Genomic DNA, 24,340 nt, shown 5'->3' on the forward strand with positions numbered 1-24,340 from the left:
TCCACGTGTCTCGAAGTCGCCAGCAGGGGTGTCAGTAGATATCAGATGTGTTGCACCACAATATATTTCGCATCACCGAGTCGGCCGCGGCGGTAGCGCGGACGCCGGATTCGATCAGTGGCCGAGTAATGGATGCCGTCGCCGAGCCGCAATCGCTCGGATCCACTAGCAGGTCGAGAAGTGTTGCCCCAGAACGCCGATGTTGTCTTCACTGGTTTCTCACTGCCGGGAACCGCGCGGGCAGAGGCAATACGTCACCTGTCACGGCTTCGAGGGTTGTCATATGAATCCGCGCTGAACGTTGCGGACGCTTCGACACCTGGGCGGTCAGGGGGAGCAACCGCAAAGAAGACTGTTCGGTATATACCCACGGTATGATCCGTGCGCGTGCCGACGGCGCAGCACACGGCCACGCAATGATGAGGATTTTGCGTGTTGGAGGTGGGCGGCCTATGCGGTCCCGGTCTATGGAGGACGTGCGGGACTGGCTCATTGCCAGAATGGGCGAGCTGAGCCAGGTGAACCCCGCCGCGATCGACGGACGCGAGCCGTTCACCCGCTACGGGCTCGATTCGCGGACTTTGACCATGCTTGCGGGTGAGCTGAGTGCGGCAACCGGCCAACCGGTGTCGCCGACCCAAATGTGGGCGCATCCGACACCGATTGCATTGGCACGCTGGCTGATCGGGACCAGGTCGGAGCCACTGCAACAGTATGAGGCACCGGGTTCGGAGCCACAGCCGATCGCTATCGTCGGTCTCGCCTGCCGCTTCCCCGGAGCTCCGGACGCGGCGGCGTACTGGCGACTGCTCAGCACCGGTTCGGACGCGCTCACCGAACCTCCGGACGGGCGGTGGGCCGAGGACAGTCCCCCACGCGGCGGGTTCATCGATGGGATAGACAAGTTCGATCCCGAGTTCTTCGGCATCTCTGCGCGCGAGGCTCCACACGTCGATCCGCAGCAAAGGTTGATGCTCGAATTGATGCAGGAAGCCCTTGATGACGCGGGTATTCCGGTAGGCGGTCTCGGCGGCAGCGCGACCGGTGTGTTCGTCGGCGCGATGTGGGGCGAGTACGGGGCGGGAATTCGCGCCGACCCGGATCTGGTCACCGAACACACGTTGGCCGGAGGCGATCCGAGCATCATTCCCGCCCGATTGTCGTACACGCTGGGTGCACGCGGACCGAGCCTGCTGGTGAACACCGCGTGCTCATCGTCACTGGTCGCCGTGCACCTCGCGGCGCAGAGCCTGCGGGCGGGCGAGTGTGACATCGCGCTGGCCGGTGGTGTGAGTCTGATGCTGGCGCAGGATACGGTGCATGCGCTGGCACGGCTCGGGGCGCTGGCACCGGACGGGCGTTCCAAGGCGTTCGATGCGCGCGCCGATGGGTACGGCCGTGGCGAGGGCGCCGGGATGATCGTGCTGAAGCCATTGGACCGGGCGTTGGCCGACGGCAATCCGATTCACGGTGTCATCAAGGGCAGCGCAGTAAATCACGATGGGTTCACCAATGGCCTGACCGCGCCGAGCTTGCTGGCCCAGGAGTCCTTGCTGCGCAGCGCGTATCGGCGAGCGGGCGTTGCGCCGTCCGAGGTCGGGTACGTTGAAGCGCACGGGACGGGAACGGCGCTCGGTGATCCGATCGAGGCGAGCGCGCTGGCCACTGTGCTCGGCGCGGAGCGGGCGCCTGACCGGCTGCTGCCGATCGGGTCGGTCAAGAGCGCGATCGGGCATCTCGAACCGGCGGCCGGGATCGCCGGGCTGATCAAGGTGCTGCTGGCGATGCGGCATCGCACGCTGCCGCCCTCCGGCCAGTTCGCGCAAGCCAGTCCGCACATCCCCTTCGAGGAATGGGGCTTGCGGATACTTTCGCGGCCGGAGAAGTGGCGAGGCGACGCCGGAGGCCGCCTCCTCGCTGGGGTGAGTGCATTCGGGTTCGGCGGGACGAACTGTCACGTGATCCTCGAAAGCGGCGAAAACGCTCCGATCCACCTGCTGCCGCTCGCCGCGGACAGCGAGGACGGCCTTCGTGTCGCCGTGCGTGACCTGGCGACCGTTCGGGACCGGGCATCGCTGGCCCGGTTGTGTGCTTCCCCCTCGGCGAAGGCAGAAGGCTCGCACCGGCTCGCGCTGTCGGTGCGCGACCCCGATGATCTCGCGGCTGCCAGCGAGAAGTTCTACAGCGGCTACACCGGAGCCGGAATCAGCACGGGAACAGTCGAAAAAGACCCGCCGAGAATCACATTCCTGTTCGGCGGGCAGGGATCACAGTGGACCGGAATGGGCGCGTGGCTGCTACGTGAGCCCACATTCCGGTCAGCGATCAACCGGTGTGAGACCGCGCTGCGCCGGCACGTCGACTGGTCCCTCACCCAGTTGCTGACCTCGGCCGACCAGAGCTGGATCGAGCGCACCGAGCTCGCCCAACCTGCAATTTTCGCGATGCAGGTCGCGCTGACCGAGCTGTGGCGATCAAAGGGAGTCGAGCCCGATGCCGTCGCCGGGATGAGCATGGGTGAGGTGGCCGCCGCGCACGTCGCCGGTGCGCTCAGCCTCGACGACGCTGTGTTGATCATGTGTCGGCGCGCCACGTTGGCGGGCAACCTCTCCGGTCACGGCGCTATGGCCCTACTAGATCTGTCCGTTGCGGACACGAACGAACTGATGTCCCGACACAGGGGCCGGGTGTGGGTCGCAGGCGAGGCCGGACCGGAATCCACTGTGGTCTCGGGTAACCGAGAGACCATCGAGGCAATGCGGCACGAACTCGCTGGGCGATCGATCGGGTCGGCTCTGATCAGGGTCGACTACGCCTCGCACAGTCCCTATGTGGATCCGATACTGCCCGGTTTGCGGGACGCGCTCGCGAATGTGCGGCCGGGCGAGACCCGAATACCGTTCTATTCCTCGGTCACCGGTGAGCGGATGGAGGGCACGCAGTTGGTCGCCGAGCACTGGGTGCGCACCGAACGCGAGCCGTGGCGATTCCGAAACACGATGGAATGCTTGCTTGCCGACGACAGTCACATCTTCATCGACGTCGACCCGCATCCGATTCTCGCCCCGGTGGTCGAGCAGAACGGTGGCCGGGCGCTGCCGACATTGCGACGAGGCGACCGTGACTGCTCGACGCTGATCGATTCGCTTGGCGCGCTCTACGTCCGAGGCGCCGCCCGGCCCCCCGCGCCGGACCACGGCCGGACGGAGTTGCTGGTGCTTTCCGCTCGATCGCGTGATTCCCTGTTCGCATCGGCGAACGACATGGCGCGCAAGCTCATCAGCGACGATGGAACCGCCCTGGGTGACCTGTGTTATACGGCGGCCGCCAGGCGGGACCATCACGAACACCGCCTCGCTGTGACGGGTTCGTCGCCGAATGAGCTGGCCGACTCCTTGCGCGCCACAGTCGGGGGCAGCATGCCGAGCAACACGTGGATGGGCACTGTGGAGCATGGCGAGCGGCGCCGGACGGTGTTCGTGTGCTCCGGTCAGGGTTCGCAATGGATCGGAATGGGCCGAAACCTGTTGACCGAACCGGTCTTCCGCGCCGCCGTCGAGGAATGCGACGAATTGCTGCGGCCACTGACCCGTTGGTCGCTGACCGACGAGCTCACCGCATCGCCGGAACACAGCCGCCTGCACCTCACCGCGGTCGCGCAACCCGCGCTGTTCGCAATCCAGGTGGGGGTCATTCGGCTGTGGCAGGCATGGGGACTCGTGCCGGACGCGGTTATCGGCCACAGTGTCGGCGAGGTCACCGCAGCGTATGTGGCCGGGGCGCTGTCTCTCGCCGAATCGGTCGAGGTGGTATATCACCGCAGCCGGTCGATGCACGCCGCGGTGGTGCCCGGGGAGGGCGGCATGGCTTCGGTCGAACTGCCTGCCGAGCGGTTGCGCGGCATGCTGCGGGAATACCGGGGGGAAGTGGCGATCGCAGCGGTCAACGATCCGTATTCGACGGTCGTCTCGGGCAGTGACTCCGCACTGGCGGACTTGCTCGGACGGCTGCGTCGCCACGGCGTCGCTTTCCGTGAACTCCGGGTCGGTTACGCCTTCCACAGCGCGCAGATGGATCCGGCTGCGGATGACTTGTCCCAGGCACTCGGCACACTTGCGCCCGAGTCGAACCGGTTGCCCGTCTACAGCACAGTTTCCGGGAAGCTCGCTGCCGATCAGCGATTCGACTCGGACTACTGGAGGCGAAACGTCCGGCAAACCGTGCGGTTTGCGGATGCGGTGGACGCGGCGATCTCCGACGGGTACCGAGTTTTCCTGGAGATCGGCCCGCATCCGGTCCTGATGGAAAATATCCAGCGATGTTTTGCCGCCCGCGGCATCGATGGTTACGTCTTCGGTTCAATGCGCAGGGACGAGGACGACCTGTCGTCGCTGCGGCGCGCCGCGGGCGCGCTGTATGCGGCCGGTTGCGCGCCGGACTTCGATCGGCTCCTGGGTACCGGTCGAGTCGTGTCGCTGCCCGCGTATCCGTGGCAGCGAAAGCGGTACTGGCTCGCGGCGGACCGGCGCGCTGTCCTGTCCCGCACTGCCGAAGGTCACCCGCTGCTGGGTCCCGGTCTGGTCTCGGCGGTCGAGCACGGAACCTGGTACTGGCACCGCGCTCTGGACCCGGCACACCTGCCGTATCTGGCCGACCTCACGGTGGGCGGGAGCGTTGTGCTTTCCGCGGCCACCTTCGCCGAAATGGCGTTGGCTGCGGCCGCGGAGGCCTATGAGACCACCGATATCGCCGTTACTCGGCTGACGTTCGAACGCTTGCTGGAGCTGACCGCCGCGGTGTCGCCCACGACCCAGACGGTGATCAGCACCCGGGACGAACTCTTCCAAATGTTCAGCCGCCGTGGTCCGGACTGGGTGCGGCATGCGCTGGCCACCGTCGGCCCAGACACTGGTACGCCGCACGTGCACGAACAGCCGGCTTCGATCCGGAAGCGCTGCACGACGCGCCGGGACGGCGCCGAGCACTATCGGGCACTGGCCAGGGCGGGACTGGATATCGGCGAGCACCTGCGTGGGGTCTGCGAGTTGTGGTTGGGCCAGGACGAGGTGCTGGCGCGGGTTATCCCGCCGACACCGTCTCGCCGTGCCGATTACCGCGTCCATCCCTCGGTGCTCGATGCTGGTCTGCAGGCGCTGATCGCCCTGTGCAACGGTTCGTCAGGCAGTTATGTGGTGACCGAGATCGGCCGGTTGCGGGTGTATCGGGCGCCGACCGGCCCGGTCTGGGCGCACGGCCGATCGGCCGGTCCGGGTGGTGACCTCTACCTGCTCGACGACGACGGCCGGGTGCTGGTGGAAGTCGAGGGCGTGCGTCTGAGTTCGCTCGCGCCCACCGATCCGGATCCGGCTGCCGATTGCCTCTACACCGTGGAATGGCGCGAAGTCCCGCACCGAGAATCATTGCGAGAGCGGATCGGGCCGTGGATCGTGTTCGCGGGTGAGGACGCCCTCGGCACCGAACTCGCCGACGCGTTACGTGCGCGAAACATTCCCTGCGATCTGAAGACCGACCGGGCACTCAGCTCCGCCACGACCGAGTCGCTGCGCACCGTTCTTCCCGGACAACCACCTGCCGGGGTGGTGCACATCGGCAGTCTCGGCGCCTCCAGCGCGAGTGCGCTGGCCGAGGCTTTGACCGGAATGGGATGGCGGGATCGGCCACGACTGTGGCTGCTGACCCGTGCCGCACAGGCAGTCGGCGCGGATACCACTGCGGTCAGCGTCGACCAAGCGTCCCTGTGGGGACTCGGCAGGGCGATAGGGCTCGACTGTCCTACCCTGTCCGTCACGCGAGTGGACCTCACAGCGCGGCCGACGCCCGATGAAGTGGCCACACTGGCAACAGAATTGCTCAGCGACGACCGGGATACCGATGTGGCCCTGCGTCCCCACGGCCGGTTCGTCGCCAGGCTGGTTCGGGTGCCCGAGGCCGCTGAGCGGGCGGCGCAGTTGCAGTCAGACGGCACATATCTGATTGTCTGCGGGGCCACGGCATCAGCCGAGCCGTATGCCCAGTGGATGACCGACTGCGGCGCGCGCAACATCGTGATCTTGGGCCGGGCCGCTGCCATCGGGCCGATCGACGTCCCGGGGGCCCGGGTGCTGACCGTCGACACAGACGATCTCGGCGATCATGAGATGAGCTCCCTGATCGCCGAGATCGAAACCGCCGCAGGCCCATTGCGCGGGCTGATCCACACGGGGAATGGTGACAGCGCATGGCGGTGGCACCAGCACACACTCGATCGCAGGCTCGATTTCTTTATCCTCTGCTCCTCGGTCGCCGCATTGTTCGGTCGCCCGGGTGACGCACCGGACAGTGCTCGGCTGGATGCCATCGCCCACCACCGCCGCGCCCTGGGCCTGCCCGCACTGAGCTTGCATGTCGCGCGGGCAGACACAGCGGCACAAGGCATCGCCGAAGCGCCCGCGAGGAGTCTCACGCGGGCGTTGGATCGTGGTATCGGCTCGAATCTCGGTCGGCTCGCAGTCATGAATCCGAACCTCCGACACTGGTTCGAGTCGTACCCCGGAGCGGCCGGCGCGCCCTTTTTCGATGCGGTCGAAACCAGGGCCCCGGACAGACCTACCGCATTCGCCGCCAGGCTGGCCGCGGCCAGTGTCTCCGAACGAGGCGCGCTGCTCGAGGAGCACCTGACGCACCAGCTTTCCCTGACGCTGCAACGAGATCCAGTGAACCTGAGCCGGAGGGCGACGTTCCAGGGCATGGGCATGGGGTCGATCATGGCGGTGGAGCTACGCAACCGGCTGGAGTCCACGCTCGGCATCCGGTTGTCGGTCGCGCTGCTGTTCACCTACTCCACCGTCGCCGCGCTCGCGGAGTTCATTGCGGATGAACTCGCGGTGACGCAACCCTCAGCGCGGCAACCGGATTCGGAATCGGAGGACGAGCCATCCCTGATGACGGACCTCGATCTACTCTCGGACGCCGAAGCCGAGGCCATGCTGCTGGACAGTATCCGGCTGGTCGAACAGGAACTGGGCAATGACTGAGCAGGCGTCGGTGAAGCAGGCTCTGACGGCCATCCGAACGCTGCAGGCACGGTTGGACCGCGAACTGCTGGCGAAGACCGAGCCGATCGCCGTCATCGGCATGAGTTGCCGGGTGCCCGGCGGCGCCACTAGCCCGGACGAGTTCTGGCGGCTGATCGACGGTGGCGTCGACGCGATCAGCGACGTGCCCCCGGACCGGTGGGCAGCCGACGACGGCGCCACCGCGAGCCGCTGGGGCGGCTTCCTGTCCGGTGTGGACCGATTCGACCCGGCCTTCTTCGGTATATCGCCTCGTGAAGCCGAGGCGATGGACCCCCAGCAACGCCTGCTGCTGGAAGTGACCTGGGAGGCGCTGGAACAGGCGGGACGGGCCCTGCCGGAGCAGTTGAACGGCTCGCGAACCGGTGTGTTCGCCGGCGTCGTCGTCACCGATTACGACCGGCTCAGCGTCGGCAAGCGCGATATCTACACCGTGACCGGCAACGGGCACTCATTCCCCGCCGGACGGCTGTCGTATGTGCTCGGGTTGCAGGGGCCGAGCATGGTGGTGGACACGGCGTGTTCGTCGTCGCTGGTCGCGGTGCATCTCGCGGTGCAGAGCCTGCGATCCGGCGAGAGCACGATGGCGCTGGCCGGTGGTGTCAACGTGATGCTGGCCAGAGACATGACCGACATGATGGCCAGCTCTCGCGCACTGTCCGACGACGGGCGGTGCAAGACCTTCGACGCGTTGGCCGATGGCTACGTCCGTGGTGAGGGATGCGGGATGCTGGTCCTCAAACGTCTGTCCGTCGCGGTGGCAGATGGCGATCCGGTGCTCGCCGTGATCCGTGGGTCCGCGGTGAACTCCGACGGCCGTTCATCCGGGCTGACCGCGCCGAACGTGTCCGCGCAGAAAGCGTTGCTACGTCAGGCATTGCGCAACGCGCGCGCCGACGCGGCGGATATCGGCTATGTCGAAACACACGGCACCGGAACGCCCCTGGGTGATCCGATCGAAGTGGACGCGCTCATCGATGTGATCGGAAAGCCGAGGGAGGACGGCTCACACTGCGTGCTCGGTGCGGTGAAGACCAACATCGGTCATCTCGAGGCGGCTGCCGGGGTGATCGGGTTGATCAAGGCCGTGCTCGCGTTGCGCTGGGAGCGTATTCCGGCGAACCTGCATTTGCACACGCTGAATCCCCGGATCGACCTCGACGGAACCGCTCTGGTGCTGCCGAGAGAACCGGTCCCGTGGCCGAGACGCGACGGTGTGACGCGGATGGCGGGAGTCAGCTCGTTCGGTATCAGCGGGACGAACGCACACGTCATCGTCGCTGATCCGCCGGAGCGAGTCGAACCTCCCGTAGCTACGCCCACCTCTGGGTCCGCCCTGGTACCGATTTCCGCGCGCGACGCACAGGGGCTGATCGAACTTGTCGCAGCGTTCCGGACGACGCTGGCCGACAGGCAGGCCGAGATCGCCGATATCGCCTACACCGCGGCCGTCCGTAGACACCATCACGAACACCGTGCCGCACTGGTGGTGTCCGCAGACGGACAACCGCAGCTGGTGTCGGGTACCGAACCTGCCCAACGGCACCGGACCGTGTTCGTATTTCCCGGACAGGGCTCGCAGTGGCTCGGTATGGGCCGCGCGCTGTTCGACAGTGAGCCGGTGTTCCGCTCGGCTGTCGAGGCGTGCGACGACGCGATCCGCGACGAAGCGCAATGGTCGGTCATTGCTGAACTGACCGCCGATCCGTCCGAGTCCCGGCTGAACCGGATCGACATCGTCCAGCCTGTGCTGTTCGCGATGGAGGTCGGCTTGGCAGCGTTGTGGCGATCGAAGGGCATCGAGCCCGACGCGGTCATCGGCCACAGCTTGGGCGAGGTGGCCGCCGCGCACGTGGCCGGCGCGCTCTCCCTGACGGACGCGGCGCGAATCATCGTGCGCCGCAGCCGGTTACTGCGCACACTGACCGGACGCGGCGCGATGGCGCAGGTGGAGCTGCCGTTCGAGGAGGCGAACGCGGCGCTTTCGGAGTGGGCGGACCGGGTGTCGATCGCGGCGAGCAACAGTGCGCGTTCGACGGTCCTGTCTGGTGCTCCAGACGCGCTGGACGAGATCGTGGCCCAGCTGACCGATGCCGGGGTGTTCTGCCGCCGAATCAAGGTCGAGGTCGCCGCGCACAGCCCGCAAGTCGACGCAATCACCGATGAGCTCGGCCGTGAACTGGGTGTACTGGAACCGAAGGCCGCCGCGGTGCCGATGTGGTCCACCGTGCTCGGAAGCTTCTGCGGCGGCGCCGAACTGGATGCCGCCTACTGGGTCCGCAATCTACGAGAACCCGTGCTGTTCTCCGAGGCGGTCCGCGAACAGATTGCGGCGGGCCCGACGATATTCGTCGAGTTGAGTCCGCACCCGATCCTACTGACTTCGATAGAAGAGGACGGCGGTACGGTCGTCGCGTCAGGTCGTCGCGGACACGACGAACGTGAGATATTCCTCGGATCGCTTGCCGCGCTGTATGTCCGGGGCAGCCGGGTCGACTGGCCCGCGCTGCACCCCGGCGGCGGGCGCTGCGTACCGCTACCCGCTTATCCCTGGCGGCGCGAACGTTACTGGGTGGACCGGACTCCGGTCCACCCAGAGCAACGCGGACACCCGTTTCTCGGCGAGCCGGTCAGCCTCGCGACCTCGCCGGGGACTCGGATCTGGGAGCGGAAACTGGATCTCCCCTACCTGGCCGACCACACTGTCGACGGTGTGGTCGTGTTCCCGGCGTCGGGCTATGTGGAGATGGCGCTGTACGCCACCGGGCGATCATCGGTTCTGAATGATCTCGTATTCGAACGTATGACAATTCTCGGCAGCGACGGCTCCGGCCACTTCCAACTCATCGAGGACGCCGACGGCTTCCAGGTATATGCCCGCGCGGACAATTCCGAGCCGTGGGTGCGCTGTGCACATGGGACGATCGGCCGTGCCGACGACGGACCACCTACGGCCGAGCCGCTGACCTCGGTGCGGGACCGCTGTCACACCGAGGTCACTGCGGACGAGCACTACGCGCGATATGCCGGGCGAACCATCGACTACGGCCCGGCCTTTCGTGGCGTGCAACGAATCTGGACCGGTGCGGGTGAGAGCATCGCGGCGATCGAACTTGCGGAGTCGTCAACGGGGTACGTCTGCCACCCGGCCCTGCTGGACGCCTGCTTCCAGGTCCTCGGCGGTGTACTGCTCGACCGGCTGCCGACCGGAGGAATCGTTCCGGCGCGGATCGAGCGGCTTCGAGTGCACGGGCCGATCGGTCGACGGGTGTGGGTACACGCGCGCGCAAGGTCCACCGAACACTGTGGTGATCTGCTGGTGCTCGACGAGGACGGCACCGTGCTGATCGAGGTCGAGGGGCTCACGGTGGCCGAGCTCGCCGAACCGGATCCGTACCGAGACTGGCTCTACCGGGTGGATTGGGCCGCGGGGGAACGTCTCGTAGCGCCGGATCGGCGCGACGGGGCTGCCGGTACCTGGCTGGTGCTCGCCGATTCCGCCGGTGTCGGCAGCGCCCTGGCCGCACTGCTCGAACAACGCGGCCGAACCTGCGTCCTGGTCGGCAAGGACGACATCGACGTTGCCGACGATGAAGCCTGGAACGCACTGCTGGACAACGTCGCCCAGAGCGAACCGGGCTGTGCCGGTGTGGTGCACCTGTGGAGCCTGAATACCACCGACACCGAATACGTCACCGCCGATACCCTGACCAAGGATCAGCACACCACCGGGCTCAGCACGGTGCGCCTGGTCCGCGCGCTCGCTCGCCTGGGCCTGCGGGACCATCCCCGCTTGTGGCTGGTCACCCGAGGAGCGCAGCAGGTAGGCGGCGAACCGGTTGCGGTGTCCCAAGCTCCGCTGTGGGGACTGGCAAGGACATTGAGCGTCGAGCATCCCGAACTGGAATGCACCCGGGTGGACCTCGACTCGGAGTGGACGCTCACTCGTTGCGCCGCGGAACTCCTTCCCGAACTCGTCGCATCAGATCGCGAAGACGAAATCGCGCTGCGCGAGGAAGGGCGGAAGCTCGCCAGGCTGGTACGGACCCGGTTCGACTACGGGAATGCCGAGCCGGCGCTGACCGGCGGGACATACCTGATCAGCGGTGGGCTCGGCGGGCTCGGTATCGGCCTGGCACGCTGGCTGGCAACCCGGGGGGCGCAGCACCTCGTGCTGGCCGGACGGCACGAACCGGGTCCGGACGCACAGGCGAGGATCGCCGAGCTCAGGCGCGATGGTGTCGAGGTGGTGGTGGCGCGCGCGGACGTCGCCCAGCGCGCGGACGTCGCCAGGGTGCTCGCCGATATCGACGACCGGATGCCACCACTGCGCGGAGTGCTGCACACGGCCATGGTGCTCGACGATCGGACCATTCTGGGACTGGATGCCGAACGATTCGATCGGGTCCTGGCACCCAAGGTCCGCGGCGCGTGGAACCTGCACGAACTGACCGGGGACCGGGAGCTGGACTTCTTCGTCATGTACTCCTCAGCGTCGGCTGTGCTCGGTTCACCGGGACAGGCGAGCTACGCGGCCGCCAACGCATTTCTGGGCGGGCTCGCGCGGCATCGGAAATGCAGTGGCAGAACGGCATTGTGCGTGGACTGGGGTCTGTACTCGCAGGACGGAATCATGGCGAGGCGCGAGTCGGAAGGGCAGCGACTCGCGCACCGGGGGGTCGGCACCATCACCCCTGCGCAAGGTGTGGACATCCTGGGTCGCCTGCTGGGCGGCAGCGCCAGCCAGGTCGTGGCGGCGAATCTCGATCTGCGGCAATGGCTCGCGTTCTACCCGTCTCTGGCCGGTGCGTCGCTGTACGCCGAACTCGACGACGACAACCGCGGGAACACCAGCGGACGGCCCACCGAGTTCGCGGACCGGCTGCGCGTGGCCGCCGCTGCCGAACGCCCGAGTTTGATCGACACCGTCGTGACCGGACAACTCAGCCAGGTCCTGCACCTCGACCCAGCTCTGATCGACCGGAAAGCGCCGCTGACCACTATGGGCGTCGACTCGCTGATGGCGCTCGAACTACGGAATCGGCTCGAATCCGCACTAGGCGTACGACTGTCGGCGACGCTGCTGTACAGCGCGCCGACAGTGCTCGCGCTGACCGGACAGCTACTCGACGCGCTCGGCATGGCCGAGCCGCAGGCGACCACCGGCCAACTAGATGAACTCGGAGATCTGGACATGGACGATCTGCTGGCGCAGATCGACGATTCGATAAACCGGCTCGAAGAGGGGGAGTTCACGTGAACATCGCCGACGAGCAACGTTATCGCACACAGCTCGTGAAAGCCGCTTCCGCGCTGCGCACGATGGAAGCCGAGGTCGTGCGGCTGCGGCGACAGCACACCGAAGCTATTGCGGTAATCGGCATGGGCTGCCGTTTCCCGGGTGGCGCCGACGACCCCGAAGCATTCTGGACGCTGCTCTCCGACGGTGTCGACACAGTGTCCCAACGACCCGACCGTGCCACCGGTGACGCTGGAGCAACCGGCGCTTTCCTGCCCTCGGTGGACGGATTCGACGGGGCGTTCTTCGGGATCTCCCCACGGGAAGCCGACGCGCTGGATCCACAACATCGGCTGCTGCTCGAGGTCGCCTGGGAGGCGCTGGAAGACGCCGGAGTGGCGACCGAGCGGCTGGCCGGCAGCCGAACCGGCGTCTTCGTAGGGATGAGCAGCAATGACTACCTGCTGCTCAGCGCGCGGTCCGGCGCAATGAGCGGCTATACCGGCACCGGAACGGCCCACAGTTTCGGCGCGGGTCGGTTGTCGTACCTGCTCGGGCTGCGTGGGCCGAGTCTCGCGGTGGACACCGCGTGCTCATCATCGCTGGTCGCGGTACATCTTGCGATCCGGAGCCTGCGGACCGGGGAAAGCTCCCTCGCCCTGGCCGGTGGGGTGAATCTCGTTCTGGACGAAGCGGTGACCGAGATGATCAGCGATCTACAAGCGCTGTCGCCGGATGGCCGGTGCCGTAGCTTCGACGCCCGTGCGAACGGTTTCGTCCGCGGCGAGGGCTGCGGAATCGTTGTGCTGAAGAGGCTCTCCGATGCACTGGCCGACGGCGATCGAGTACTGGCAGTCCTGCAGGGTTCGGCAATGAACTCCGACGGTCGCTCGGCCGGGCTGACCGCACCAAATCCATTGGCGCAGCGGGACCTGCTGCACCAGGCGTTCGCCGATGCCCAGGTGCGCCCCGTCGATATCGGGTATGTGGAGACCCATGGAACCGGCACCGCACTCGGAGACCCGGTCGAGATCGAGGCACTGGCGGAGGTTTTCGCCGAGGTGGACGCTAACAGTGGCGGTTGCGTACTGGGTGCGGTCAAGACCAACATCGGACATCTCGAGGCCGCCGCGGGCATCGCCGGACTGATCAAGGCGGTACTGGCCTTGCAGTACGCGGAAATCCCCCGCAACCTGCACTTCAGCACGCTCAATCCGAGGATTTCCCTGACCGGAACACCTTTCGTCATCCCGACGAAGACCATCGCGTGGCCGGAGGGCGAGAAGCGGCGGATCGTGGGTGTCAGTTCGTTCGGTATGAGCGGCACCAACGCGCATGTCGTCGTCGCCGAGGCGCCCACGGTCGAGCAGCTGCCGCCGCGGGGCGGACCGGTCCTGCTCCCGCTGTCGGCGCGCAGCCCGACGGCACTGATCGAGTTGGCTATCGCACACGCGAATGTCCTCGAGCGGGAAGATGATCCGTGCGATGTCGCCTATACGGCGGGAGCCCGGCGTGATCATCACGAATGGCGGACCGCAGTAGTTGGCGCCTCCGGTGCCGAACTGGCCGAGCACCTGCACGCATTCGTGCGCGACGGTGCCACGCGGGCGCGAGCCACGGCACCCACGATCACCTACGTCTTCTCCGGGCAGGGGGCGCAGTGGATCGGTATGGGTCGCGAGCTGCAGGGCAGTGAACCGATTTTCCGCGCCGCACTCGAAGAATGCGACCGATTGGTCGCGGAGCACACATCGTTGTCGTTGCTCGCGGAACTGGCTGCGCCAGAAGGCGAATCGAGGTTACACCGCACGGAGATCGCCCAACCCGCGCTGTTCGCATGCCAGATTGCGCTGTCGGCCCTGCTCGCGTCGTGGGGCATTCGGCCCGACGCAGTCATCGGGCACAGTGTTGGTGAGATCGCCGCCGCGCATGTCGCGGGTGCGCTGAGCCTGGCGGAAGCCATCAGGATCGTGGTATCGAGAGGACGCCTCATGGCGTCGGCCGACGGTTCGGGGGCGATGGTTGCAGTCGCGCTGGGGCCGGATGAGATCGCGAACGTTATTGCCGGATCGAACACTTCGGTCGTGGTGGCAGCGATCAACGACGACCGGTCCGTCGTACTGTCCGGCTCGGTGGACGAGTTGCACACCGTGCTCAACCCGCTCCAGCGGCGAGACGTCCACTGCCGCTGGTTGCCGGGCGGCTACGCATTCCACTCACCTTCCATGGCCCCGATGGCCACAAAGCTCGCGAAGGAACTCGCCGCGGTACAGTGCGGCCCCACTACGTGCCCCATGTACAGCACGGTGCGCGGAGACCGGATCGCCGGAAGCGAATTGACCGGCGACTATTGGGCGAACAACGTCCGGCAGCCGGTCCGATTCGCTGACGCTGTGCACGCCGCAGCCCGCGATAGGCAGCAGATCTTCCTCGAGATAGCGCCGCATTCCGTGCTCTCCGGCCATATCGCGAACTGTCTCGGCACAGCAGCTGCAATCCCGACGTTGCGCAGGGAGCGCCCGGAACAACGCAGCCTGCTCAACTCGATTGCCGAGCTCTACACCGCGGGCTATCCAGTGGACTTCGCCCGCCTGTACCCGGATCGGCGCCGGGTCGCGACGTTGCCACGCTATCCATGGCAGCGCAAACGTCATTGGCTCGACGCACCGGCACCGCCCAGCGAACAGGTGGCCGTCGTGCCGGCGCACTGGGTCGACGAACTGATCGGGTTGCCGAACGGCGATCGGGAGGCCGCGATCGAGGCAGCAGTACGCCGGGACGCAGCGGCCTTACTCCAGCTACCTTCGCCCTCGGACGTCCCGGTGGACGGCAAGTTCATGGCACTCGGCATGGATTCCCTGATGGCCGTGCAGCTGCGACACGAACTCGCGGCGCGAACCGGACTCGCGCTGCCGTCGACGCTCGCCTTCGATCATCAGACCCCGAGGGCGGTCACCCGGTATCTGTTGAAAGTGCTCACGGAGTACACGAAGGACGAAACATAATGAAGGTGTACGGGGCGGCCACCAGCGCATGCACCCACAAGGTACTGATGGTCCTGGCCGAGAAGAATCAGCACGCCGAGCTGGTCGAGGTGAGTGTTCTCCAAGGGCAGGACAAGTCGCCGGAGCACCGGAAACTCCAGCCGTTCGGTGAGATTCCGGTACTGGAGGACGATGGGTTCCTGCTGTACGAATCGCGGGCTATCATCCGCTATCTGGACCATCGGTTGCCGGGCCCGGCACTGACACCGGACGACCTCAGGCTGCGCGGGCTGATGGAACAGTGGATCAGCATCGAGCAGAGCTACGTCAGCGGACCGGTGTGGGACCTCGTCCGCGCCGGCCCTGTGTACGAGATCATCCGCCGCAGCCCGGGCGCGAAATTCCTTCCGCCACCACCAGATCGGAACGCCATCGCTGCGGCGCGCGGTGAGCTGGCAACCGCGTTCGACGTCGCGGACGCCACGCTGGCCAGGCAGCAATTCCTCGCCGGACCCGAGTTCTCGCTCGCCGAAGTGACCTGGCTGCCCTACTTGCAGTATCTCGTCGCCTCCAACGGTGTAGACCTGATCGACGCGCGACCGAACCTTGCGCGCTGGTGGCGAGAGATCAGTGACAGGCCCACCTGGCGCCGGGTCGGACGAGTGCTGGAGCGGCCCGAGTGAACCGGTTCGACCTGTGGGGTGAACAGATGCGTGTCGATCCCCTGCCGACACTGGCGCGGATGCGGTCCGAGGCGCCGATCATCCGCCTGTTCAACCCGCACCAGCAAGCACCCGAATGGCGTGTGACCCGCTACGCCGACGTCGTCGAACTGCTCCGCGACAATCGTTTCAGCAAGGACAAGCGGAAGCTGTCCGACGCGGCGCGATCCAGGTACTTCCGGGTGACCGAATTCGACCAACTGGACAAGCACATGCTCTACGCCGATCCCCCGGAGCACACAAGATTGCGTGCCCTGGTCGCCAAGGCGTTCACTCCGCACCGGATCATCGAGCTCCGTCCATACGTCGCCGCAGCCACCGACAGGCTGCTGGACCAGGCCGAGCAGCAGGAGTCGGTGGACCTGCTCGATGCACTGGCCTTCCGGCTGCCGATCACCGTCCTAGCCGAGCTGATCGGGATACCGATCGAAGACCAGGAGCGGTTCCGGGAGTGGACCAGGATCCTGATCGCTCCGCCGTCGGAGGGAGATTTCGACGCGCTGCGCACCATGGCGATCGAGTTCCAGCAGTATCTCGAGAAATTCCTCGAGATACGCCGCCGACAGCGCCGCGACGACCTCACCAGTGCGTTGATCGAGGCGCAGACTCATCGTGACCGGCTGTCGCCGGTGGAACTGATGAGCATGATCTTCTTGCTCATCGCCGCGGGTTTCGAAACGACGGGAAACCTCATCGGCAACGCGGCGTGGGCGCTGCTACGGAATCCCGCGGAACTGATGCGGCTGCGTGCCACACCAGCGCTCATCGAACCGGCGATCGAAGAGGTGGTGCGATACTGCCCTCCGGTGAAGAACAGCACCGGAGCCTTTTCGCTGACCGATGTCGAGTTCCGGGGCACGGTCATTCCGGCCGAGGAATTGGTCGTCGCGTCGCTGCTGTCGGCACATCATGATGACGCGCAGTTTCCCGAACCCGAACGGTTCGACATCACCCGAACACCGAACCGGCACTTGGGGTTCGGCCTCGGACCGCACTTCTGCCTCGGGGCCGCACTGGCAAGACTGGAGGCGACGGTCGCGATCAGCGCCGTGGTGCGGCGCTTCCCCCGACTGGAGTTCGCGGTCGATCCCGATACATTGCGATGGAAGGATGGCGTATTCGTGCACGGCCTGGAGCAACTTCCCGTGACCTGGGGGATACGATGACGATCCTGGTGCGGCAGGCGACGTTGGACGACCTGGACGAGATCATGGCTGTCGAGCAAGACTGGGAGGAATCTCAGCGAGCGAGCCGTGACCAGATGACAGCTCGCCTTCGTGCGTATCCCGAGGGGTTCTGGATCTTCGAACAGCACGGCGAGGTCGTCGGCACCTTGATGGGCTTCCCCATGCGGTATGAGGCGGACCGCATTTCCGAACTCAGCGATTGGGACACGGTGACCGGTCACGGTTACTATCCGGTCATCGATCTTGACACCGCGAACGCCATCTACCTGGCTTCCGGCTCACTGAAGCGCACCGCACGCGGCGGCACAGCATACGCGGTGATGATGGAAACCCCAGTCGAGCTGGCCGAGCGCTACGGACTGGATTATGTCCTCACCGGAGCAAAGATCCCCGGCTACGACGCATACTGCCGCCGTTTCGGCGAGATAGACGCCCCCGACTACGTGTTACGCACACTCGGCGGCTGCCTGGTCGATCCCTTCTTGGAGATGTACCGAGGGCACAACTATCTGGTGCCCGACCGAAGCCACATCGTCCCCAACTACTATCCGGACCCGCCAAGCCGCGATTACGGCGCGATCGTGGTGCGGAGCGTGCGGCACGCCCCCGCTCGAGGCTGAACCGCGTCCCCATCAGCCCGGCAGGCAGCTGCAGCAAGCTGATGGTTCTGCAGCACGGCAGCCATGCGCGGTGCGTGAGGCTCGCTGCGGTCGGAGCCTCCGCATCCCTGTACACGGTCTCAGAACGTCGCGCCGTTTCCATGCGGCGCTCGAGGACTATCGATTTCGTGCCGATACAGACCGCATTCGCCTCGGCGTAGAGAAGACTGTCGAAGCACAAACTGTCGTCGATGAGTTGCTCGAACTGGCAGACCCGCCGACCGTCTTCTTCGCACTCAACAATCGGTGCACTATCGGAACCATCCGGTCTCTGCACGTGCGTCAACTCAGCAACGAGCGAGCGGTGATCGGATTCGACGACTTCGAACTCGCCGACATGCTGCTCCCAGCGGTCACTGTCGTGGGCCCCAACGTCACGGCCATGGGCAGAATCGCAACCGAGCGTCTCCTCGCACGTATCAACGGAGACGACTCCGCGCCCCAGACCAGCACCTTGCCCGTGCATCTCATCGCCCGAGGGTCGGGAGAGATCCTTCCCGATCGATAGTTTGTTCGCCTCCTGGCCGGTTTCATGCGCCGGGCAAGCTCCGCGGGGGCCGCACCGGCGCCGGATCTGGTGAAGTGGCAGTTCGGTGCTGCAGCAATCGCCCGGCGTGCCGGTTGCAGCGGCACCCACCACGGCCGTGGCGCCCGCACAAGCCAATTCGTTCAGCCACCTTCCGCGCGGCAGCCTGGGCGAACACGAGCATCCAAATCGACTGGTGTGCCGTGGCTCAGGTGGGCTCTCACGACCCCCTTATCCACTGCTCAAAAGTACCCGTTACGCCGCGATACATTGAGCCAACAAGTAACGGCACGTTTAATGGTGCGTCAACGATGACGTAACCAATATGCAACCTGGCACCCCAGACTCGCGCGAGGTGAAGCCACATGCGACAGCACTTGCCGAGACTTGATTCGGACTCCCTTCGTCACCTGTCCAAGGGATGGGATCCGATGAGCTGGTCGCCACGGGCCGTACTTCGACGATGTCGGGTCTGGGCCGCCGCCACCCGCCCCCGGCGCATCACCGTCCGTCTCCTCATCAGCTTGCTGATTCTGCTGGCGATCTGGCCCCTCTCGGGCGGCGCTGCCGTCGGGCGCGCGGACACGATTACCGGCGGCAGGAGCACATCCGCGATCGATGGGCTGGCCTGGACGGATATCCGCGACTCGTCCGGAATTCCGTTGTCGGACTACCTGTTCGCCACCGACGGGGGCAGCATTTTCCACCCGCGGGACGCGGTGCTTGCGACCATACTGGGCCTGCTTTTCACGGTATTCATGGTCATCGTGATCAGTGCGATCTGGCTGACCGGCTTCGTGGTGAGCTTTCGCTGGCTCGATTGGCTCAGCACGCCGTTGAACGCACTCGCCGACGGCCTACGGGATCAGATCGCGACCCCGATCGTGCTGGCCGCGGCGGCATCGATCGGCGCATTCTTCGTGGCTTGGTTCGTCGTCCGCGGATACCACGCCAAGGCTGTACTACAGGTGGTGGTCATGCTGGTGGTCGCAGTGGCCGGCGTCGGCTTTCTCGCGCATCCGCTGGCCGCTGTGCTGTCGCCGAACGGCCTGCTGGCCCAGGGGCGCGACGTCGGGATCTCGGTCGCGGCGGGGCTCAACGGCGACTCCAACCCGGACTCCAGATCCATTGTCGCCGACCTGAACAGCACCTTGGCCGACAATTTCGCTCGACATCCGCTGCAGTTATGGAATTTCGGTCATGTCATTGACGATTCGCCGAGATGTCGCACGGCCTGGTCGTCCGGAATCCTGGCGGGCAGTGAATCGCAGGTCGCACACGGGATGCGCGACTGCGGCGACGCCTATGCCCACGCCAAGATCATGAATCCGAGCCCAGGGCAGGTCGGCACCGGGCTGACACTTCTTATTTTCGGCACCATTCTCCTGCTGTTCATGTCCTACCTTTCGATCAAAATCTTGCTCGCCGCACTGTCGTCGGTCTTCCACGCGATCCTCACCGTTTTCGGTTTCGCCGCAGGCGGGTTCATATACGGCCCCACTCAGGCATTTCTGGTGCGCAATCTGGCCGGCATGGTCGGCGATGCCGGAGCGCTGGTGGTCTACACCACATACCTCGGTTGCTACACCCTTGTGCTGGACCATGTCTTCAGATCGGCACCCGACAGCGGTATGGCCGCGATCTTCGTCGGTGGGGTCGTGCTGATCGCAGGCTTCGTACTGCTGCGACGTCTCGATCTCAGCCTGCTCGGTGGCCAGAGCCGGACCGCCGAGAAGATTCGTGCGGCGCTCGAGGGCAGGCCGGCCCCGGCTGGCGGCCCATCCACCGGGATCGGCGAGTCGAGCCTGCGCTACTCGCTGTCACCGGGCCACGCCATGGGAACGGCACTGCGTGGTATCGCCGAATTCAACGCGAACCCCGTAGCGTCCTTTATGTTCGGTCGGTCATCGCCTTTGACGTACTACTCGAAGCACATGCAAGAAATGAATTATCTGAATTACGAATTGCTTCGGGGAAACGTACCGCAGCGGGCCGCTGGAAGCTGGATGGCCCGACTCACCTTGGGAAAGAATGCGCACGATGCGGCCGCCAGGGCTGCCGTGGACGACTTCGACGGCACCAACGCGCGAGCCGCTGCGGCAGCGATGACGACCATCCTCAGTCTCGGTGCCGACCGCGCCGACGCCATGGGTGCCCTCGCTGTCGCCCGCTTTCCCAGGGAAAGTCGAAGATGGGCGGCCGAGGCTCATGCCCGTACCATGCAGTCCGCCGAGGACAACCCGATGGAATACGGTCCACTGAAACGAGTTGCCGCCGCCTTGGACCTGGCCGAAAACTCCCGGCAATACGGCGTCGCCGAGCGAAACGCCCACAATGCCCAATTTGCAGAATCCGCGGCACTGTTCTACCGCCTCAGCCCCCGGCCCATGCGCAATCGCAGTGATGCGGATTGGGAAACCAATCCATTGGTCTGGGATACGGTGCGGCGAAACTACGCGACATACGATGAATTTCAGAATGTCGTAACACCAAATAGGTTTGCGCAAGCCGATGAGGACACCCGCAGATACATTGCGTACCGGCTTTCCAGGGATCTATCTGCAACGGGAGAACAATACTACCGAACCCCGGACGATCAAAATATTCGCGAGCAAGCGATACAGCGGAAGAATAGGGCCGCATATGTCGATCTGCGGCTAGCAGGTTCCAATATAGGTCCGTGGACAAATTAATTTCATTCGACAAGTTGGGTGATCGCCAAATGACAACATCGCAAAAAGAAGTAATCCGGAGCCTCGTGCCCGCCCGGATGGACCGGCTACCGTGGACGAAGTTCCACTGGCTCATTGTCGTCGGTCTCGGTGTGTCCTGGATTCTGGACGGTATCGAGATCCAGATCGTCAGCAGTATGGGCGGGCCCCTGCAGCATGACGGCACCCTTCACCTGACGAGTGGGCAGGTCGGCGCGATGGCGTCGTGGTATCTGGCGGGACAGGTCGTCGGCGCGCTCGTCTTCGGCCGGCTCACCGACCGGCTAGGCCGCAAGCGACTGTTCATCCTAACCCTGGCGATCTACCTGATCGGCAGTGGTCTCGCCGGGTTCGCCTGGAGTTCCTGGTCGCTGTATCTGTTCCGCTTCATCGCAGGCACCGGAATCGGCGGCGAATACACCGCGATCAACTCGGCCATCGACGAAATCATGCCGTCCAGGTATCGGGGCCGCGTGGACATCGCGATCAACGGAACCTATTGGGGCGGCGCGGCAATGGGCGCGGCGGCCAGCCTGATCCTGTTCAACGAGCGATTCGTGCCAACCGAATGGGGATGGCGGCTCGGCTTCTTCATCGGACCCGCCCTCGGACTCATCATCATCTTCGTGCGCCGCCACATTCCCGAAAGCCCGCGCTGGCTGCTCACCCACGGCCGGGCCGCCGAAGCCGAACGCACCGTCGATGAGATCGAAGCGCAAGTCCGCGGGCAGGGCATCGAACTGCCTCCGGTCGACGACAGCAAAGCTCTCGACATCGTCGATACCGACCGGCTCTCCTATATCCAGATGGCTCGGATCTTCTTCGGCCGCTACCCATCGCGTTCCTTCCTCGGCTTCACGATGATGGCCACGCAGGCATTTCTGTACAACGCGATCTTCTTCACCGTTGGTTTGGTGCTGATCAATTTCTACGATGTCCCAGCCGATCACACGGGATACTATTTCTTCCCGTTCGCGATCGGTAACTTGATCGGCCCATTGATACTTGGCCCGCTCTTCGACAGTATCGGTCGCCGGAAGATGATCTGCGCGACCTATCTGGGCTCCGGTTTCCTGCTTTTCGTTTCCGCGTGGGCATTCAATGCGGGCATTCTCGACGCCACCACCCAGACTCTCTTCTGGTGTGTCATCTTCTTCTTCGCCTCGGCGGGTGCGTCCTCTGCTTATCTCACAGTCAGCGAGATCTTCCCGCTGGAATTGCGCGGTCAAGCCATCTCGTTCTTCTTCGCCATTGCGCAGGGCGCTGGCGGGGTCGTAGCGCCGTTCCTCTTCGGACATCTGGTAGGTGGCGCCGACAACCCGAGTCCCGACCGGTTCCCGCTCACAGTGGGGTACCTCATCGGCGCCGGGTTCATGATCTTCGGTGGTCTGGTCGCCTGGTTCTTCGGCGTGAACGCCGAAGGTCGGTCCCTGGAGGACATCGCGGATCCGCTGTCCGTGGCGAAACCATCGGAACAATCTGCGCCTACCAACAGCGAGCCGATATCTGACGGCACGTCATATACCGCTCCAATGAACAGGGATCAGTGAGATGATGCAGCCAACTCCTTGGCGAGCGAGTCGAGACCGGCAGCAACACGCAGGGTCGACGCCAAGCTCCGCGGGCGGTACTCGGAGACGCCGGGTCGACTTCGCCAAACTCCGCGCGAGGGTGCAACCACTGGCGACCCTGCTCCGTGACAACTGGGGTTACCTGTGCGCCGCAGTCGGAAGCGGCATCACATTCACCCTGCTGTTCAAGCCGTGGCTCGCCACGGGCGGCCCCGACGGCACGATCTGGAGCAATGCCTTCGGCCAAACCCACATCACCACCACGCTCGTGGGTCTCTGGTCGAAGAATCCACCGGCCCACTCCAACCTCAGCGGCAAGTGGGCCATCCTCGCCACCATCGCGATCTTCCTGACCATCTTCGCCGTGTTGATCAATATCCGGGCGCGCACCAATGCCCTTGCCGGTTTGACGACCGCTTCCGCAGTAGCTGTGGCGCTCTTCATCGTGCTCACGCTGGTCTATCTCAACGGGAGTGGACCGGAGCTGCGCTCCATGATCGGCTCCGGTCCGCCCACCGACCCGGGGACCCAAGTCGGCTACGTGATCCGATGGGCCTCGGGCAACGGACAATATCCAGTGCCAGGGCTACGGAAGGTCGAGTTCTCGACCGCGAAACTCACCGATACCGCGCTGCTGGCCGGTGCGACGGCGATGTTCTCGGCCATCGCGGCCACCGCGCAATGGGTTCGGAGAACGAAGTCACGCCACAGCACTGGCTGAGCCAAGGGCCCCTGCTTCTGCTCGATCACGCTAGGTGGTTGGTATTTTTCGTGCGGTGAGTTCCCGGCCTCGAGCAGAATGTTGGGGTGAGTTCGGCGGGTGTACCGAGTCAAGATGAATTGCTGCGGTTGACGGCCGAGCTCTGGTGATCTGCCTGCTGCTCGGTGTTCCCTACTCCGATCACCAGTTCTTCCAGCGCGACACCTTGATCATGCTCAGCCTTACCGCGTCGGTGCAGGAACGGGGGGCAGCGTCCGCAGCCCTATTCAGCTACCTGAGCGAGCTTGCGGCATGCAAGGAGGGCGATCGAGAAGATGACCTGATCAGGAGAGATTGATCACCGAGCGTGTCGCCACCGCCGAACTCGTGTCTGCGCCTCTCCGAAGTCACCGATGACTGCGCGGAACCCGCCTCGCAGGTCACGGACCGCCCCCTCGTTTTCCTCGGAAAGGTTGTCCGGCAATGGCTGGATACGGATCGATGTCCCGGCACATGGCGGGCCCACCACTGAGCCGAAGCCGAAACGCAATACGCCAGCGCGATCTTCGCCACCACGATCGGCAACAAGCGGATACCTCACCAGCGAGCAACCGTTGACCGACAACGCCGAGCACCGCCGCAAATGGACCGCCGAAGAACTGGCCTACCTCGACAAAATCCAAGAACAATTCGCCGGCCCCCTCACCGAACGGCAACTCGCCATACTGCGCCACTGGTGGCACGGCGGCTACGCGTCAGACCAATGAGCGCCCTGTGCCGACCGTGCCCGCTCGGCCACAACGATGATCCTCCATGCCCTGCGGATCATCACCTCGACACGATCAGGTCCACCGCAGCTCACCCAACGAGCCTCCCGCTAACCCGCGGCAGCATGATATTGCTCGCGATGCTCGATCCAAGGCCGTTGGCGCTCTTCCTCACTCATCGCCAACAACTCACGCAACTTC

General features: G+C 65.1%; 11 protein-coding genes. All 11 read left to right on the plus strand.

Annotated elements, in window-relative coordinates; translation table 11 throughout:
* Positions 1 to 452: 452 nt before the first annotated feature.
* Positions 453 to 7,034 (plus strand): acyltransferase domain-containing protein, encoded by a 6,582-nt coding sequence (locus AB0J47_RS39140; protein WP_364358691.1) that lies wholly within the window; start codon positions 453 to 455, stop codon positions 7,032 to 7,034.
* Positions 7,027 to 12,333, plus strand: a complete 5,307-nt coding sequence (locus tag AB0J47_RS39145) for a type I polyketide synthase (protein ID WP_364358694.1) — start codon at positions 7,027 to 7,029, stop codon at positions 12,331 to 12,333. Before AB0J47_RS39140 ends, AB0J47_RS39145 begins: the two co-directional genes overlap by 8 nt.
* Positions 12,330 to 15,317 (plus strand): beta-ketoacyl synthase N-terminal-like domain-containing protein, encoded by a 2,988-nt coding sequence (locus AB0J47_RS39150; protein ID WP_364358697.1) that lies wholly within the window; start codon positions 12,330 to 12,332, stop codon positions 15,315 to 15,317. The genes AB0J47_RS39145 and AB0J47_RS39150 overlap by 4 nt, the downstream gene beginning before the upstream one ends.
* The gene (locus AB0J47_RS39155) at positions 15,317 to 15,979 is read left to right on the plus strand and encodes a glutathione S-transferase N-terminal domain-containing protein (protein WP_364358700.1); all 663 of its coding nucleotides are present in this window, start codon (positions 15,317 to 15,319) and stop codon (positions 15,977 to 15,979) included. Before AB0J47_RS39150 ends, AB0J47_RS39155 begins: the two co-directional genes overlap by 1 nt.
* A 26-nt stretch (positions 15,980 to 16,005) precedes the next feature.
* Entirely contained in the window at positions 16,006 to 17,184 is a 1,179-nt protein-coding gene (locus AB0J47_RS39160) for a cytochrome P450 (protein WP_364358703.1), read from the plus strand.
* The gene (locus AB0J47_RS39165; protein WP_364358706.1) at positions 17,181 to 17,825 is read left to right on the plus strand and encodes a hypothetical protein; all 645 of its coding nucleotides are present in this window, start codon (positions 17,181 to 17,183) and stop codon (positions 17,823 to 17,825) included. Before AB0J47_RS39160 ends, AB0J47_RS39165 begins: the two co-directional genes overlap by 4 nt.
* Positions 17,826 to 17,895: 70 nt before the next feature.
* Positions 17,896 to 18,372 (plus strand): substrate-binding domain-containing protein, encoded by a 477-nt coding sequence (locus tag AB0J47_RS39170; RefSeq protein ID WP_364358709.1) that lies wholly within the window; start codon positions 17,896 to 17,898, stop codon positions 18,370 to 18,372.
* A gap of 449 nt (positions 18,373 to 18,821) precedes the next feature.
* On the plus strand, positions 18,822 to 21,083 hold the full coding sequence (locus AB0J47_RS39175; protein ID WP_364358712.1) for a hypothetical protein: 2,262 nt from the start codon (positions 18,822 to 18,824) through the stop codon (positions 21,081 to 21,083).
* 29 nt (positions 21,084 to 21,112) lie between these two features.
* A complete protein-coding gene (locus tag AB0J47_RS39180) occupies positions 21,113 to 22,651 on the plus strand; it encodes an MFS transporter (RefSeq protein ID WP_364358715.1) in 1,539 nt (512 codons plus the stop codon).
* A gap of 121 nt (positions 22,652 to 22,772) precedes the next feature.
* Complete coding sequence (locus tag AB0J47_RS39185) at positions 22,773 to 23,393, plus strand: hypothetical protein (protein WP_364358718.1); 621 nt, start codon at positions 22,773 to 22,775, stop codon at positions 23,391 to 23,393.
* A gap of 593 nt (positions 23,394 to 23,986) precedes the next feature.
* Positions 23,987 to 24,139, plus strand: a complete 153-nt coding sequence (locus AB0J47_RS39190; RefSeq protein ID WP_364358721.1) for a hypothetical protein — start codon at positions 23,987 to 23,989, stop codon at positions 24,137 to 24,139.
* The last annotated feature ends 201 nt before the right edge of the window (positions 24,140 to 24,340 follow it).

The sequence above is a fragment of the Nocardia sp. NPDC049737 genome, from assembly GCF_040674755.1.
In the GTDB taxonomy this organism is placed as follows: Bacteria; Actinomycetota; Actinomycetes; order Mycobacteriales; family Mycobacteriaceae; genus Nocardia.

Bases quoted from the DNA above. Each gene is read 5' to 3' on its own strand.
- AB0J47_RS39180 (WP_364358715.1), top strand. From the start codon at position 21,113: ATGACAACATCGCAAAAAGAAGTAATCCGGAGCCTCGTGCCCGCCCGG.
- AB0J47_RS39160 (WP_364358703.1), top strand. From the start codon at position 16,006: ATGCGTGTCGATCCCCTGCCGACACTGGCGCGGATGCGGTCCGAGGCG.
- AB0J47_RS39155 (WP_364358700.1), top strand. From the start codon at position 15,317: ATGAAGGTGTACGGGGCGGCCACCAGCGCATGCACCCACAAGGTACTG.
- AB0J47_RS39175 (WP_364358712.1), top strand. From the start codon at position 18,822: ATGAGCTGGTCGCCACGGGCCGTACTTCGACGATGTCGGGTCTGGGCC.
- AB0J47_RS39165 (WP_364358706.1), top strand. From the start codon at position 17,181: ATGACGATCCTGGTGCGGCAGGCGACGTTGGACGACCTGGACGAGATC.
- AB0J47_RS39145 (WP_364358694.1), top strand. From the start codon at position 7,027: ATGACTGAGCAGGCGTCGGTGAAGCAGGCTCTGACGGCCATCCGAACG.
- AB0J47_RS39140 (WP_364358691.1), top strand. From the start codon at position 453: ATGCGGTCCCGGTCTATGGAGGACGTGCGGGACTGGCTCATTGCCAGA.